The sequence below is a fragment of the Roseateles sp. FW305-36 genome (assembly GCF_058787015.1).
This window is the reverse complement of sequence record NZ_JBYSZK010000034.1, coordinates 1-14,913: the sequence shown is the minus strand read 5'-3', so window position 1 is coordinate 14,913 and position 14,913 is coordinate 1. Positions and strand designations below refer to the sequence as shown.

The window sequence follows — 14,913 nt, the reverse complement described above, 5'->3', positions numbered from 1 at the left end:
AGGTTCGTGTAGCCAATCGTGGTCTTGGCGCCAGTCGAGCTCGTCACTGAAACCAGCTGGTCCGGCGGCATAGGGTCTACCTTGCTGTAGAAGGTGTTCAGGCCGACCGACGGTCTGCCCCATTGCATCTGCGAGTAGTAGGTTGCCAGATATTCAGTCGCACCGGTACCCAAGAAATTCTTGAAATAGTTTCCGAAATTATTGTCCATACTGCCAGTAAAGGGCGCAGGCAATTCAGAAAATCCACCGTTCCCAAGGGATCTGTAGTAACGCCCGCTAACCATCAGGTCCGTGCGCCCGTCCCCATCGATGTCAGCGGCAAAAAATTGCCCATTTGAGAAATATTGGTACATGCTTGGCGCATAGGTCTGGCCATATAGCCACAAAGAATTGCCGTTGGCATCGATGGCTTGACGCGTGCGGAAACTTCCGTTAGCTCGGCAGAGCGCGTCTGTCCAACCATCTCCGTTGAAGTCAAGCCAGATTGCGCCAGCGCATGGGTCCGTCTGGCTGCCCGCCGTCAGGCTAAGCGACGCGTTGGTAATAGGCCCCAGCAAACTGGTTACTTGCACATAGCTCAACGTGTTTGGAGCCGTCGCACGCGGCCATCCTACGAAAGCCGGCAGGGTCAGGCCGACAACGCCATTCCCCTTGAAATCCGAAGCAGGAGCGTTTGATGCAGGCACGATATAAGGTACCCACTTCCCGTTCAACGTCGCGTCGACCATTGAAGGAATAGGACCAAATCCAGGCGTGGCGACCTTGCGGAAAGTGCCGTCCCCGTTGCCGAGCCATAGAGTCGTCGAGCAATTGACGTATCTGGTGAGGCACCACAGACCAGGATACGGCGCGTCGGTCACCAGCGCTGCGTAGTCAGCTGTCAGCGCGAGAATGTCAACGAAGCCATCCCCGTCAAAATCGCCAACAACGTAGTTGGCGTAGCCGCTGATGTACTGGCCATTGCCAACCGGATCAACGCCCGGCGTGCGATTCAAGGCGATAGGCTGCTGCGTCGCAGCGTCACGAACTACCTGACGATTGAACGAGCCGTCACCATTTGACAAATACATGTATGTGCCGCCAGGTGCGGGGCAATACGACTTGCCATAGGCATCCGGGCCGTTCGCTGTCGGCACAACCAAGAGATCGTCTCGCCCATCGCGGTTGAGGTCGAGCACCAGGGTCTGAACGCAAGAATCAGGAGTTTGCGGACCGCGCAAAAATGGGTCGTAAACGCCCTTCAGTCGAGAATCGGTCACATTGAATTGACCAGCGCCACTGCCAACCGGCACAGCCTTGTAGTTTTTTACCCCTTCGCTGAGAAACAAGCGATTTTCTGAAGCTGTGGCAGACCATCGCAAAAGATCGATCCGGCCGTCGCCATTGAAGTCTCCCGTAAGCATTCCGTAGCTAACGGCACCGGCGAACGAGCAATTGCAGCCGGATGAATAAACTTCGGTCCACGGGTTATCATCAAGAATGATGGTGCCGAGCCCATTCGCATTGCCGGCAGCATCTACGAGCGGACTGTTATCAATAACCATGGCAGAGTTGCCAGGGCTATAAGCAAAGGAAGTAGGCGGCAAACACACTTCGGTAGTTGCCGCATTGACAGTGCATTCAGAAATGCTGCTCAGGATGCTTCGGTTGGTCGTGGGGCCTGCGCCGTACTGCAGTTTGGTACGGCGGGCGAGGACGTCGCCATAGCCGGTAACCACGAAGGTCTCGACCTTTGAAAGGAGCTTCGTTGACAGTTGCGGCATTCCGGACGCATACCAGAGTGCGCGATCACCGTTATAGACGCCTCGGTCCGCATAGGTCAGAACAACGCTATTCCGCGTCGGATAATTCGCGGCATAGTCGATACGACTCAGCAGCCATTCACTGCCTGCCGGCCAGTTCATCGAGCCGCCGCCATTGGGGTCGGTATAGGTGGCTTGGGGCACCGCATTGATGGAATAGGTGAACTGCACCCAGTTGCCCGACGCATCCGTGACTCGTACCAGAGGCCAAATCATGGTCATGCCGGAAGTGCCCCCTATCCCGATAACGGGGTCAGGCGTCCCGTTGTATTTATTGGTGCCGGCTGCGCCGTATTCGCGCACTTGCCCGTTCGCACCAATGATCTTGAAGTAGGCTGGACCACCCGTTGAGGCGCTACCGTAAGCACGGATCCGCGTGTTGGAATCCAGTTCCAGTCGGAATTCGCGCACCCCGTTTGAAGCGACCGGGGCCGCATCGTTGCTTTGCGGGAAGGCCAAAGGCTGACCTGCAGCGTCCGTTTGGATCAGCCTCTGACCATCCAGACACAGCTTGTCCGCGTCGTTGTAGTTGACCCGCAAAGGAGCGCCGTCGACCGCTTTCGAGGGGGCGCACCGCGCGATAACTGATACGCCGCCGAGGCTCCAACCCACACCCGCGATGCCTTGACGCTCGCCGGTGTAATTCAAAGAGAGTTGGGGCTGCAGGCCACCAGCGCCGGGCGGCGTCGCAATGCTGTAGCTGTAGCTCGGGCTGCCGCTCTGCGAGACGTCAATGCCGGCGGCCAAGACACAGCCGGGCATGACGACTGCCAGCACCATACTCAACGCAAACGCGCGCTTACCCAGGACGCAAGCGCCCACCCATTCATTCATGAATGCCTCCCTCGGCGTATCCGCACCAGCGACCCCTCGCAGGTGCTGGCTTCACTTCTGCGCGGTGACCCTAACGTGCTCACCATGCTTGTTCGACAAATTGTGCGGCAGGCACCTGCCGTAACCGTCGTCAAGATTCCCCGGGCAAACCCGCGACGGAAGTCACGCATCGATGCCTGTTTTGCAGGGGGCGAGCTCGGTTAGATCCCCTTCGCCGCCTCGCGCTACTTTGTCGGCGCCGCCCTGCGCTCCAGAACGAGCCGCAGTTCCCCATCCTTGAGACTTGATGTACCGCCCGCGACTCTTGTCACCTGCTTCAGCCCCCACGCCAATTGGCCGCTCTGGTCATTCAGGCACGCAACCCACGCGCCGACATTGACGTCTGGACTCGCAATAGCGGTCAGGACCACCTTTCGATTCAGCGCATCCACCTGAAGTTGCTCGGCGAAAGCTCCTTCAGGGATGCAATGCTCGATCTCTCGGAGCCAAGCACCGACTGGCGTTCGCAGCAGTTCCAATGCCTGGACTTGATCTTCTGACAACGGAGGGGTTGGTGACTCCACAGGCTGCGACATCTGCGACTGTCGCAACCGCGCCGCCACAAGCTCCTGACGCAGCAAGTATTGCCACCCACCCATGCCGGCATTGGCTACTACCAGCAGCCCCAAAACCAACCAGTGCCAGCGCATCCGACGGTCTGCCCTTGCCAGCAACTCGAAGCTGGGCTCACTGCGGGCTTTCACGAGACCACCTCCGCCCAGGGTTCGAATGGAAAGCTTTGCGCGGATCTTGCTGAATCGGGAGTGCCCCGCTCCGCGTCGAAGTTCATGGCAACGCCTGCCAACATCACGTCGCCGGCAACAGTCTGCCGCCTGAGCAGCTGTCGCCGCAGAACCTCCAGCCCACCTACGACCGATTGCGTCTGCGCCTGAATCACCCGGCCCTCACTGTCTTTGCTCAGCTCAGCCAGAGTCTCTCCGTCAAAAGCCAGCAGGGTTTGATGCCGAGCACCACCTGCGCCATTGCTCGCCGCATGGCTCAAAGCCCAACTCCACCAGGGCTTCATGGAAGCCAACTTGCTTTGCCAGAGTTCGGCCTCGGCGCCGATCAACCTGCGATCTGTCAGCGTGGCCCGCCATTGCACCGCAACGGGGTCGCATTCATGCAGTTTGAAGTCGAATTCAAGCGCGCCGCCCTTGGCCTGCTGCTCCAACTTGGCCACCGCTTCCGCTTCCTTGAGCGTACCGACACCCTTCACCGCAGGCACAGCCACCAGCTGGCACAGCGCGCCCCCCAGCCAAAGCCGGCCGCTTCGGCCGGGGCTCTCGGCCAGCCAATCCTTCAGCTGAGCCAATCCTCGTTCGACTGACTCCGTGACGACGAGTTCCAACGCGTCGTCCCCCAACCTGCGGGCCACGCGGTGCTGGGAAAGCCAATACGCCACCGAGCGACGCTTAGTTCCGGCCGACCACACGGAAGACCTCCTCCAAACTTGTCTCGCCCGCTTGCACGTGCTCAAGCGCAGATTGCAGCAGCACCTGAACACGTCCGTGCTCAAACGCGTGCCGCTTGAGCTCCGTGACGTCCGCTTGCCTGACGATCAGGTCACGGAAGCCATCACTCAACGTGTGAACCTCTGCCACCACGAAGCGCCCCTTGTAGCCCGACCCATGGCACTCCAAACAACCGATTGCGGCCGGCAAAGACTGCGGCGCCTCTTGGGCCAGTGACTCGAACCAGGCCGCCTCGGTGGGCTTCAAGCTGCGGCTGCTCTTGCACGCTGGGCAAAGGCGGCGCAGCAGGCGCTGTACGACAACGCCGTTGAGCGCCGAGACAAAGCCAAACATGTCGATACCGAAGTGCCTGAAGCGCCCGACCACATCAAAGAGGGAATTGGCATGCACCGTGGTGAACACCAGGTGCCCGGTTAACGCGGACTGCACCGCGATTCCTGCCGTTTCACTGTCGCGAATCTCGCCGACCAGGATGCGGTCCGGGTCGTGCCGCAGGATGGACCGCAAGCCCACGGCGAAGGTCAGACCCTTGCGCTCGTTGACAGGGATCTGCAGCACGCCAGGCAACTCGTACTCCACCGGGTCTTCGATGGTGATGATCTTCTCGAGGCCGGTATTGATCTCCGAAAGAGCTGCATAGACAGTCGTGGTCTTGCCGCTGCCGGTGGGTCCGGTGACCAGCACCATGCCGTTGGGCTGATGCGCGAGCAATCGCAAGTCTTGCGCCTTGGCCCCGACGAAACCCAGACCTTCGAGCGTGATGGTGTCCTGGGATGATTTGAGATGCGATTTGTCGAGCAGCCGAAGAACCGCATCCTCGCCAAACACGCTTGGCATGATGGAGACGCGGAGGTCCACGCCGCGCCCAGCCGCCTCGTGCCGGAACCTTCCATCCTGAGGCAGCCGCCGCTCGGTAATGTCCAGTTGCGCCAGCACCTTGATCCGTGAGATCACCTCTTCGGCGCGCTGCACTCCTTCTTGTCGAAACAGCGGACTCATCACACCATCCAGGCGCAGCTTGGCTGAGATGCCCTGGCGATCGCATTCGAAATGCACGTCGCTCGCCCCTTCCCCGAGCGCCGTCGCCACGGCGCGGCTGACGAACTCAACCGCGCTGCCGACAAAAGCGGCCTCGGTTGCCACGCTTGACCCCATAGACATTTGCGTTGGCAATGCTTCGCCAACATGGTTGACCACCGCCTCAGAAGCCGAGAGCTCGCGAAGCGTAGTCGCACGCGCCGCGAATGGCTCCACGAACTCCCGCGAGTTCTGACTCAACTTGCGGAATGCCTCATCGTCCAAAGGATCCGCCATCAGCCATCCCTGACGACCGTCATCCAGGCGCAGCTTGATCGCCGGCAAACCCGCGCTAGAGCTGGATAACACCTCCTCAACCTTGCCATCGCTGTCTAGCAAGCTCTCGACTCCGCATGACTTCAACAGCTCAGCTGCGCGCCCAAGTCCAAGCTCCTGGCCCAATTCATCGAGCACCGTGGTCGGGCCGCTCTGAGCTTGCATGCGCGCTGTTCGCAGCCGAGCGGCGTCCTGAGGGCTGAGAGGCGAATTCATGGACATTTGTCGGCGCTCAACGGATGGACGACGCGATGTCGAAGATGGGCATGTAGAGCGTGATGACCAAGCCGCCTACCAGCACCGCCACGACCAGCAACAGCAAAGGTTCGACCACGCGAGTCGCTCGCTCCACGAAAGTCTCGAAGGTCTCCGCATGCCGCTGGCTCACGGCATGCAACACCGCACCAAAGTCTCCGCCTCTCTCGCCGGCACGCAGCAGCCGTTCAGTCACTGCATTGGTGATCGCCGACGCCGCAAAGGCGCGCGAGACGGAAACGCCTTCGGCAATCAAATGCTGGGCCTGAGCGAGGCGTGCGCGCTGCGCCGTTCCTGACGCAATGGTTTTGCACAAGTCCAGCGACTCATGCAGGCTGAAGCCCCCGCGGCTCAGCATGGCGAGCGCTTCGTACAGGCGCGTCAGCTCAAGCTGCATGGCCTGATGGCGCAAGAGTGGAACGGCATCGATTACCCACACCAAGACGCGTTTCCACCGCCCATTCGTGATGAGTGCCATGACGCCCCCCAACAGTAGCAGCGCCAATACGGGCAGCAGCCAGGGCGCGCCCTTCAGCAGGGCACTCAAGTTCAACAGCAGGCGGGTCGTACCGCCAGCGGCCGGGCCCATCTGAGCGTAGAGCGCTGCAAACCTTGGCACCACGACGGAAAGCAGGAAGACGGTGATGACGGCGCCCAAGGCGATGACGATGCTTGGGTAAAGCGCCGCACTGACGATCCGGGAGCGCAGGCGCGCCGTCAGATCGGCGTAGCGCAGATAGGAATCAAGGGCAGACACCAGATTGCTGGTGCGCTCGCTGGCTTGCACCGACGCGATCAGCAGTGGCGGCACCGAAGCCATCTCGGCTAGGGCGGTCGACAGCGACTTCCCATCACGCAAATGACGCAGCAACGCCGAATAGAAGCCATTCGTCGATACCTGACCCCCGTCAGCGCTTTGACGCTGCTGGTTTGCATCCAGTGCCTCCAAGGCCTCAACGACCGACAGTCCCGCCTTGAGCAGGGAACTCAGCTCGCGGCAGAACAGGATGATTTCCTTTTCTGCGTTTCGACCCAGCCCGAGGTTCAGCCAAGACCGCAGCGAATGCTCCGCCTTCAACTCGAGAACGTGATGTCCTGCGGCTGAGATCACGCCTTCCGCCTGAACCGCGTCCCGGGCCTCGACACGTTGGGTCGAAACCTCACGGCTGACGGGATCCAGAACGCGGGCCAGGAAGTACATGAAGCGAGCTCAGGGACACCGAGGTCAGTTGTGGATGTCGGCGTCATCGCCGGTACCGCCCAGCGCTCGGTCGCGGCCATAGCTCAGGATGTCGAAATCCCTGCCTTGTGCACCGGGCGAGCGATAGACATAAGGCGAGCCCCAAGGGTCGAGCGGGATCTCGCCGTTGGTGATGCTGTTCAGGTAAGGCCCGTGCCAGCGCGGGTCCGCAGGCGGCTGGACCAAGGCTTTTAACCCGACGTCATTGCCCGGATAGCGCCCCATGTCGATGCGGTAGGCCTGGACCGCCTTGCTCAGGGCGTCGATCTGCGCACGGGCCGTGGTGGTTTCGGAGCGGTTCATCTGCGACATGAAGCGCGGCCCCACGATGCCGGTCAGCAGCCCGATGATCAACAGCACGATCAGCAGTTCCAGCAATGTGAAGCCGGTGCTGACCCTGCCGCGAGGATGAAGTGTCTTCATGATCTGGTGCCCTTGCGGGGCGCAAATTTCCAGTCGGCGTACCGGTCGGCAACCGGCAAATCGACGTAAGGCAAGGCTCTGGGAACGCGCAAGAAGGGGCGCCCCTCACCCAAAGAGAACACACCGGCGATGCCGCCATCTTCAGCGCGGATCAACCCCCACTGAAATTTGCCCGTCATCGGATCCGGTTCGATGCGACGCAGAAAACGTTTGGTCCCAAAAGCGCGCCGGTCCTCAAGAAGCATTTCAAGCTCTTGCGGATGGCTTCGCGTGCTTCCCGCGGAATCCTTGGCGTAGGCAGCCAGTGCCCCAGCGATCTCGTTGCCGATGCGCAGAAGTTCCTGCTCGCGCTCACGCTGGGCTTCGTCTGCCCAGCGCACGGCCACCACCGACGCACTGGCAGCCATCGCCGCCAGCAGCACCAGGGCCGCCACAAGCACGTAGCCACCTTGCCCGGCCTTACCAGTTCGCATAGGGCCGCCCGTCATTTCCCGCGCCTGCGGCACCGCTGTGCACGTCACCAATGCCTTTCGTCTGCCCTCGCGCCGGGCTGAGTCGCCACGTATCGTCACGCTCGGTCACCGGGTCAACGGGCACGGCCCGCAGATAGCGAGCATCCACCAGGTCGGCGAGCTTCTCGGGGTAGGTGTCGCGATCCGCATGGAATTTGTCGATGGCGTCTCGCAGGGCCGCCAAGTTGCTGCGCAGCGCCGCCTCGCGCGCACGATCCACGTGATGCACGTAGCGCGGGGCCACGACACTGAGCAGCAGAGCAATCGCGGCCAACACCACCAGCAATTCGATCAAGCTGAACCCAGCCCGAGATTTCGCTGCACCCGAACCCACCATGGTTCACCAGTCCTTCAGCGGGATGCCGTTGGTGCCCATGCGTTCCGACTTGGAATGCACGTCATAGACATCGGCGCCTGCTCGCGGTGCATGGGCCGGAGAGTCGAAGGCGCGAAGGGCCCAGGTCTGCTCCGCCGTCAGCCCTTCGGGCGCAAAGGGGTCGCGGGGAATCTGCCTCAGGAATCGGATCTGGCGGGGCGCACCACCGCCACGGGTGTCCAAGAGCCCCTGCTTCAGCGCGTCGAGGCTTGATGGATAGCCCGACACATTGGATTGGCGGACGGGGTTCAGCTCATCGTAGGTGCGCTTGTAGGCGTCCAGCGCGGCGCGGATTTCGTTGAGGGAGGCCCGCAGCTCGCGCTCCTTCCAGCGCGCCGTTGCGACCTCTGTCATGGGCAGTGCCGCATAGGCCAGCACGGACAGCATCGCGCAGACCACCATCATCTCGATGAGGGTGAAACCCGCGACGAGCCGCTTCGCCTTTGTCACTTGAGCACCTCAAGCTTGAAGGCAGGGCTTTGCTTGACCTGCGGAATCTTCGGGCCGGCGGCAAGCGGTGACACCTGGACGATGGGCCAGTCAATCACGCCTTCGCGCAAGGCCTTAAGCTTCAGGTGGGCCACCGTGCCCTCACCCTCCACGCCCTGAGCCTGCTTGCGAATGACGCCGAACTGCAGCTGGTTGCTGGCAGCGTCCACTGCGCGGCTGAAGCTCACTTCGCTGCCCTGAGCCCAGAAGGCGCCGTGCTGGATGTCGACCAACTCCATGGCCTTGGGGTCAAAGCGCATGGCGAAATTGAGCCCGCGAACGGCGTTGGGGAACTGCCCCACGAGGTCAACCTCAAACACATCACCCACGCGCACCCGCGGCGGGCTGCGCCAGCCAAGGCCCAGTTCGCCGCCGGTGATGGCGGCGAGGCGGCCCGACGTTGGGGCGGCTTCGGGACCGGTATCAGACTTAGGCTCCGATCCTGCAGCGTTCTTCGCCTTGCTCGGCTCGGCGTCACTCACGCTGATGGCACGGCCACCCACCGCGCGAAGGCGCCCGTACGCCTCCGTGCCCACCCACATCTCACTCTCGCTGATGTCGGGTCTGCGCGCATTGCGCACGATGCGCGGCGTGATGCCCAAGACCAGTTCCGTGCGCGAGCCGTTGTTGAGTTGGCTGGAGAAGAGCCGGCCCACCACGGGGATGTCACCCAGGCCCGGCACGCGGCTGGCGTTCGTCGTCTCTTCCTTGCTGATCAGCCCCGCCAGCACCTGGGTCTCGCCGTCTCGCAGGCGCAGCACCGTGCTCGCGCTGCGGGTGCCGAGCTGATAGGCCAAGCTGCCCGAGTTGGTTTTGATCTGTTGCTGCAGCGAGCTGACTTCCAGCGCGACCTTGATGGTGACCTCGTCTTCGACGTTGATGACTGGCTCCAGGTCCAGCTTGAGGCCTACATCCAGGTAGCTGACGTTCTCGGACACAAAGCCCGTGGCTGACGCTGTCGTCGTCACCACCGGCAGCTTATTACCCACCAGCACCTTGGCCTTCTCGCGGTTCTTGATGCGCACTCGTGGGCTGGCCAAGGTTTCAAAGTCTCCCACCTGGCGCCGCAGGTTCAGCAGCAAGCCAGACACCGACACACCGATGCGATCCTTGTTCAGGCTTTCCAGGCTCGACACGGTCAGGCCGGTCGCGCCAGCAGCACTTAAGGGCGTGAGCCCCAGCGTGTCCGGGAATTTGATGCCCAGCTCGGTCAGGCGCGTGGAGCTGACTTCGAGAACCTCAAGCTCCAGGGTGACTTCGGGCTCGGCAGCATCAAACGACGCCAACAGCCGCTCCGCGAGCTGAATGGTCTCAGGTGACTCTCTCAGCGCCAGCATGTTGCTGCGCTCGTCGACAAAAGGCTCCCTCACCTTGAGCATGCTCTTCATGAATGCCGAGGCCTGCCGGGCGTCGGCATTGGCGAGATAGAAGGTGCGAACGACCAGCTCCTGGAACTCGCGCTGCTTGTCGGCGGTATTGGGGTAGATCAGGACCGTGCGGCCATCCAGCACTTTCTTGCCCAGCTGATGGGTGCTGACGATGAGATCCAGCGCATCCTCGACGCGTACGTTGTTCAGGAACAGCGTCACGCGCAGGTCGGCGCGGATGTCCTTGTCGAACACGAAGTTCAGGCCACTGTGCCGGGTGACGGCATCCAGCACATTGCGAAGCGGCGTGTCACGAAAGTCCAACGAGATGGGTCGAATCTCGTCCAGGCTGCCGCGCGCTGCATCGAGCTGAGTCGAGCGTTGGCCAAGTTCGTACTTGCGCTGCCAAGCGACCAAGCCCGCATGCCGAGGGTTCGACTTCAGGGCTTCCGCCACAAGCCGTGATGCGGCATTGCCTTGGCCCTTGGCGAGCTTTTGCTCGGCTTCGACAAGTGCGGCGTCCTGGCGCCGTTCCGTCGCCAAGGAAGTGAGGAGGTCTCTAACGCGTGCGTTGTCGGGATCGAGTTGCGAAGCGCGACTGAGCAGCTGCTCTGCGGCGTCGGCCTGGCCTTGGGCATGCGCAGAGCCGGCTTCCGTGATCAGCTTGGTCAGTGCCTCGTTCTTGGCGCGCAGCCAGGCTCCGCGAAGCTCCAGGTTGTCAGGGTGCTTCTTGACGCCACGGTTCAGTGTCTGCAAGGCCTCTTCATAGCGGCCGTCTGCCATCTGCTGGCGGGCCTGCCGGCTCATCTGATCGGCGGCGCACCCGCACAACATGACTGCAGCGAGGACCAGCGCTCGGGATGCAGGTAAAAAGGTCGGACAGCGCAAAGACATCGTCAAGGCCAATCGTGGATCAGGGAGCGGCCGCCTCAGGCGGCAGCGTGAGGATTTCGGTATGGCGCAGCGGGGCGTACTGGAAGCGCAGCGCCATGACGCGGCCGGCATTGTCGTCGGGCTTCAAAACGCGCTGCCCTTCGCCCAGCAAGGCGGTGATCTGGTAGCCACTGGAGGTCACGTCGCCCACCTTGGCGACAACAAAGCGCTCGCCGTCGCGGAGATAGACCGTGGCTCGACCATCCGGTGCACGAAAGCGCCCGGCGAACTGGATGTTCAATGGCGGAGGCGGGGGCGGCAGTGGTGGACCAACCGACTCCAGCGAAGCGGTCGGCGGCGCAGGGGGAGCCGCCGAGGTATCGACCGCCGCAGGACGGCGGCGGTCCGTAAAGATTTCGACCTGAGCCGCGGTTATTTCAGCGTGATCCCCGCCTATTGCCGATGCCCTGGGTTCCGCTTTCGCGGCTCCGCTGGAGATCGATGGCCCAGGTTCGCGCTGCATTTCAGCGACTGCCGGAGCGGGCTCGGGAGTCGGGGCGACAAGTGCCCACACGGTGAGCACCGTCGTGATACCCAGGGCCCAAAGATAGGCCGGCTTGGTGGTGCGCAAGCTCACGGCTGGATGAAACAGGAGGCGAAGCAGGCCGTCACGGCGCACGCGTTGAGTCGACCGCCCCGACGGCCCAATAGGCGCGCAACCGAATCGAAGCCAGCAACTCGGCGGAAGCAATAGCCCCCGCAGGGCCACGACCAGACTCGCCGGCTTTCCGGTCCACTGTGGCGCTCACCAATGCCACATTGGGATGGGCCGCCTGAAGACTGGCAAGGAAGGCCACAAGGTTGGGATAGGCCGCAGTGGCCTGGAGAGCAACTTCCTGAGTGCGCAAGACGGCCTGATTGGTTTCGACAGACTGGACCTCTTCATAGGACGAGAGTGACAAGCCGGCCGCAGACGCGAGCGCATTCACGTCGCCATAGATGTCCCTGCTCTCGACTGATGCGACAAGTGCGCTGACAAGTTCGTCGCTTTCGTCGACCTTGCCGGTCATTGGCGAAGACTCGGGGGGCGTCAGGGCTTCAAGCGTCCTCGCTTCATTGCGCAGGCGCTGAACCGCCACCGCTTGGCAGACCAGCAAAAGCATGGCTGACACCATCGCAATGACGAGCAGATGCGGCTTGAGTTTTGATGCCATTTGCTCGTACATATGAGAAGCGTGAATAAATTCTGCCCACCGACTTAAAAGTTAAGACCCACCCCCGAACTCACACTATCCCACCGGCGAGTCAATTCCGCTTGGATATATCCTCCTCTTTGCCCTCACCCACTCCTTCGACAAGCCCCTCGTCCCATTTAATTAATATAAACACCACACCCAAAATGATGAAAATAATGCCCAACATCCCCTTCACGGAAAAGAATGGATGCCTTACCTCCAGCCAAACACCCAAAAGCACTGAGAATACACCCCACCAGCGAGGATGAATAAGCGAGGTGGGCACTCCAAGTCCAACTAGATTCATTATGCCTCCGTCATAAGCAAAGCAACACACATTCGACACTCCACAACTCATGGCTTCCCGGTGCAATTAGCTTGCGCAGTGGCTATGTCGCTTGTTGCAAGAAGGCTCAGGGGAGTAAATACGTAATCTCCCATAGCCATAACTGTCCCACCCGCCCGTCCAATCCAGGCGCCAAGCATTGCGGCTGAGGACCCAGCTGAATATGAGCGCTGAAGAGCTGCTCCGCCAAATTTGGCGCCTGCGCCTGAGCCGCCCTTGCCGACTACCACTTCTGCAAGTCCTTCGCGCGCCTCAATATAGTCAGCATTTGAACTTTCAAAAAATTGCTGATAGTTCATAACTCCAGCGTTACCCACTCGCCAATCCGAATAATGCGCCAATAGATATGCCTTTACACATTTCGAATTTATATCCACTTTCGGCGCTTGCCGCCCTTTGCCATTTTGAGGAGCCGGCTTTATGCGCTGGCTTGGATCCACTCCTGGCGGCAACGGCAGCAGTGTATTTGGATCAATCTGTTTCATAGCGTCCACGAACGGATTGGGGAACGGGGGGCTGCGTTTACCTGAAACACAAACCCTGCCTGGGGGGCAGTCAGGGTCCTCTCCAGGGTTTCCTCCTGGAGGCGCAGGTTTGTCTTGGCTATTGTCTGAGTCAAGAGTGTCGCTTGCGCCACCGTTCGACGTGCTTTCTCCGCCTCCGGCCTCTCCGCCGCCTCCGGCCTCTCCGCCGCCTCCGGCCTCTCCGTCACCTCCGACTTCTCCGCCGCCTCCGACTTCTCCGCCGCCTCCGCCGCCCGTACCACAACCGGCGGCACGAACGGTACCGAGTCCCTCACCACCTCCTGCACTCAGGATCTTTGCTCGCCCTCCCCCAGCTGAGTAACAGTTGATAGGAGTTCCGTCGTCATCGTCCGATCTCTTGACCATCTTGATGACACTGGTCCTATAAATTGCTCCGTCTTCTCTTGCCAGCATCCGCCTCGCTGAGATAAAGCTCATGCCTGTTGGATCGCTGCAAGTCAGCGGATTGTTCAAACAATAGGCGTATCGGTTGTAGTTCTGCAGGTTTTTTACTTCTTGAATGCGCTGATCCGGCTGCAAGAACAACGCCATGAGCGGGCTGTAGATGCGGCCATTCATGTGGATGAGCCCGATGTCATCCAGGTGCTCATGGCCGGTGTAACCGCGGTTGGTACCAGCGTTGGTCGCCTCACCCCAGTCGATCACGATCGCCCCAAAGGCGTCATAGCTGCCGTTGACCTGGCGACGTTTGCCGAAGGGGTCATACGCATAGCGCTGCGTCACCGCGGCCGTGTGGTCCGTGGTCGCCACCAGGCTGCCCAGGTGGTCCTTATGCCAGTACTCCAGCCGCTTGATGGTCACGCTGCCCAGCCCGGCCAGGCTGCCGTCGCTGCTCGGCGTGGGCAGGTTGCCGTTAGTGATGATCACGCCAATCGACTGCCCACCGACGCTCAAGAAATGCCGGTTGGTGGTCTGCGCCGGGTTGTCCACGGTCGGCGTCGTCGGACTGTTGACCTCGCTCTCAAAGCCCAGGGCGCCCGCGTTGTCCGGGTGCAGGTACCAGAGGGTGCGAGTGCCGGCTTGAGAGCCGCCGACGATGGTGCGCACTTCCTTGATGCGGGCGTGGCTCTCGTCGTAGACCCAAGTATGGGTGGCCGTGCCGCCGTAGGCACCATTGGGTGCACCCACAATGCCGCTCTGGCTGTCCGGCAGATTGAAGCTGGTGTAGGTGACGTTGCGGTATTTGCCGTTGCTGGCGCTGGTGAGGTTGCCCGCAACGTCGTATCCGAAGTTGGTGGTGGTGCCGTCCGTGGCGTTGAGCGTGGCCAGGGCGTGCGGTCTCGCGCTGCCAGCGTTCGGGTAGGTGTAGTTGCCGACGTCGCTCTTGGACAGCAGCATGCCCAGCGCGTTGTATTGCAGGTTCACGACGCGGCTGCCGGTCGGCACGCCTGCGGCGTTCACGGTGTACTTGGTCAGTCGCGTCAGGGCGTCGCCGTACTCGAAGTTCTCGGTGACGGCGCCAGCCACCGGGTCGCCGATGTTGTCGGCGCGGTAGATGAGGTTGTTGAGGCTATCCCACGCGAAGCTGTAGTCCACCACGCCCTTGGTGGTGCCCGTGCCGGCATTGACGGCCGTGGTGCGGCCCGTGGCGGCTTCGTAAGCAGCTCGGCTGACGACGCCGTTGCCTAGCGTGCCTTGTTCACCTTTGCCCCAGGCGTTGACGACGCCGGCCTGCCACAGGCTGCTCCAGCCGCCCAGGTTGACGTTGGCGCCCGCGGTGCCGCCAGCCGTAGCCGGCAGCGGGCTCAC

General features: G+C 61.5%; 14 protein-coding genes. All 14 read right to left on the bottom strand.

Going from position 1 to position 14,913, the window contains the following annotated elements; genetic code table 11:
- Positions 1 to 2,636: FG-GAP-like repeat-containing protein (locus AC3WOE_RS30315; RefSeq protein WP_492696230.1), on the bottom strand; the 2,636-nt coding region annotated here is incomplete at its 3' end.
- Positions 2,637 to 2,860: 224 nt separating this feature from the next.
- Positions 2,861 to 3,379: a hypothetical protein gene (locus tag AC3WOE_RS30310; RefSeq protein ID WP_492696228.1), complete on the bottom strand. Its 519-nt coding sequence runs from the start codon at positions 3,377 to 3,379 to the stop codon at positions 2,861 to 2,863.
- Positions 3,376 to 4,026, bottom strand: coding sequence for a hypothetical protein (locus AC3WOE_RS30305; protein WP_492696226.1), 651 nt, complete (start codon positions 4,024 to 4,026; stop codon positions 3,376 to 3,378). The genes AC3WOE_RS30310 and AC3WOE_RS30305 overlap by 4 nt, the downstream gene beginning before the upstream one ends.
- Before the next feature lie 64 nt (positions 4,027 to 4,090).
- Positions 4,091 to 5,719 carry a GspE/PulE family protein gene (locus AC3WOE_RS30300; protein ID WP_492696224.1) on the bottom strand — a complete coding sequence of 543 codons (1,629 nt, stop codon included), beginning with the start codon at positions 5,717 to 5,719 and terminating at the stop codon, positions 4,091 to 4,093.
- Positions 5,720 to 5,735: 16 nt separating this feature from the next.
- Positions 5,736 to 6,959, bottom strand: coding sequence for a type II secretion system F family protein (locus AC3WOE_RS30295; RefSeq protein ID WP_492696222.1), 1,224 nt, complete (start codon positions 6,957 to 6,959; stop codon positions 5,736 to 5,738).
- A 24-nt stretch (positions 6,960 to 6,983) separates the two neighbouring features.
- Entirely contained in the window at positions 6,984 to 7,421 is a 438-nt protein-coding gene (gene gspG / locus AC3WOE_RS30290; protein ID WP_492696220.1) for a type II secretion system major pseudopilin GspG, read from the bottom strand.
- Positions 7,418 to 7,894 carry a type II secretion system protein gene (locus AC3WOE_RS30285; RefSeq protein ID WP_492696219.1) on the bottom strand — a complete coding sequence of 159 codons (477 nt, stop codon included), beginning with the start codon at positions 7,892 to 7,894 and terminating at the stop codon, positions 7,418 to 7,420. Before AC3WOE_RS30285 ends, gspG begins: the two co-directional genes overlap by 4 nt.
- Positions 7,881 to 8,270, bottom strand: a complete 390-nt coding sequence (locus AC3WOE_RS30280) for a type II secretion system protein (RefSeq protein ID WP_492696217.1) — start codon at positions 8,268 to 8,270, stop codon at positions 7,881 to 7,883. Before AC3WOE_RS30280 ends, AC3WOE_RS30285 begins: the two co-directional genes overlap by 14 nt.
- A 3-nt stretch (positions 8,271 to 8,273) precedes the next feature.
- Positions 8,274 to 8,759 (bottom strand): type II secretion system protein, encoded by a 486-nt coding sequence (locus AC3WOE_RS30275; protein ID WP_492696215.1) that lies wholly within the window; start codon positions 8,757 to 8,759, stop codon positions 8,274 to 8,276.
- A complete protein-coding gene (locus AC3WOE_RS30270; RefSeq protein WP_492696232.1) occupies positions 8,756 to 11,059 on the bottom strand; it encodes a secretin GspD/PilQ domain-containing protein in 2,304 nt (767 codons plus the stop codon). The genes AC3WOE_RS30275 and AC3WOE_RS30270 overlap by 4 nt, the downstream gene beginning before the upstream one ends.
- Before the next feature lie 19 nt (positions 11,060 to 11,078).
- A complete protein-coding gene (locus AC3WOE_RS30265) occupies positions 11,079 to 11,339 on the bottom strand; it encodes a hypothetical protein (RefSeq protein WP_492696213.1) in 261 nt (86 codons plus the stop codon).
- Between the two features lie 367 nt (positions 11,340 to 11,706).
- Positions 11,707 to 12,264 carry a GspMb/PilO family protein gene (locus AC3WOE_RS30260; RefSeq protein WP_492696210.1) on the bottom strand — a complete coding sequence of 186 codons (558 nt, stop codon included), beginning with the start codon at positions 12,262 to 12,264 and terminating at the stop codon, positions 11,707 to 11,709.
- Between the two features lie 79 nt (positions 12,265 to 12,343).
- Positions 12,344 to 12,580: a hypothetical protein gene (locus AC3WOE_RS30255; protein WP_492696208.1), complete on the bottom strand. Its 237-nt coding sequence runs from the start codon at positions 12,578 to 12,580 to the stop codon at positions 12,344 to 12,346.
- A gap of 47 nt (positions 12,581 to 12,627) precedes the next feature.
- Positions 12,628 to 14,913 (bottom strand): RHS repeat-associated core domain-containing protein (locus AC3WOE_RS30250; protein ID WP_492696206.1); only part of this gene is annotated, 2,286 nt, incomplete at its 5' end.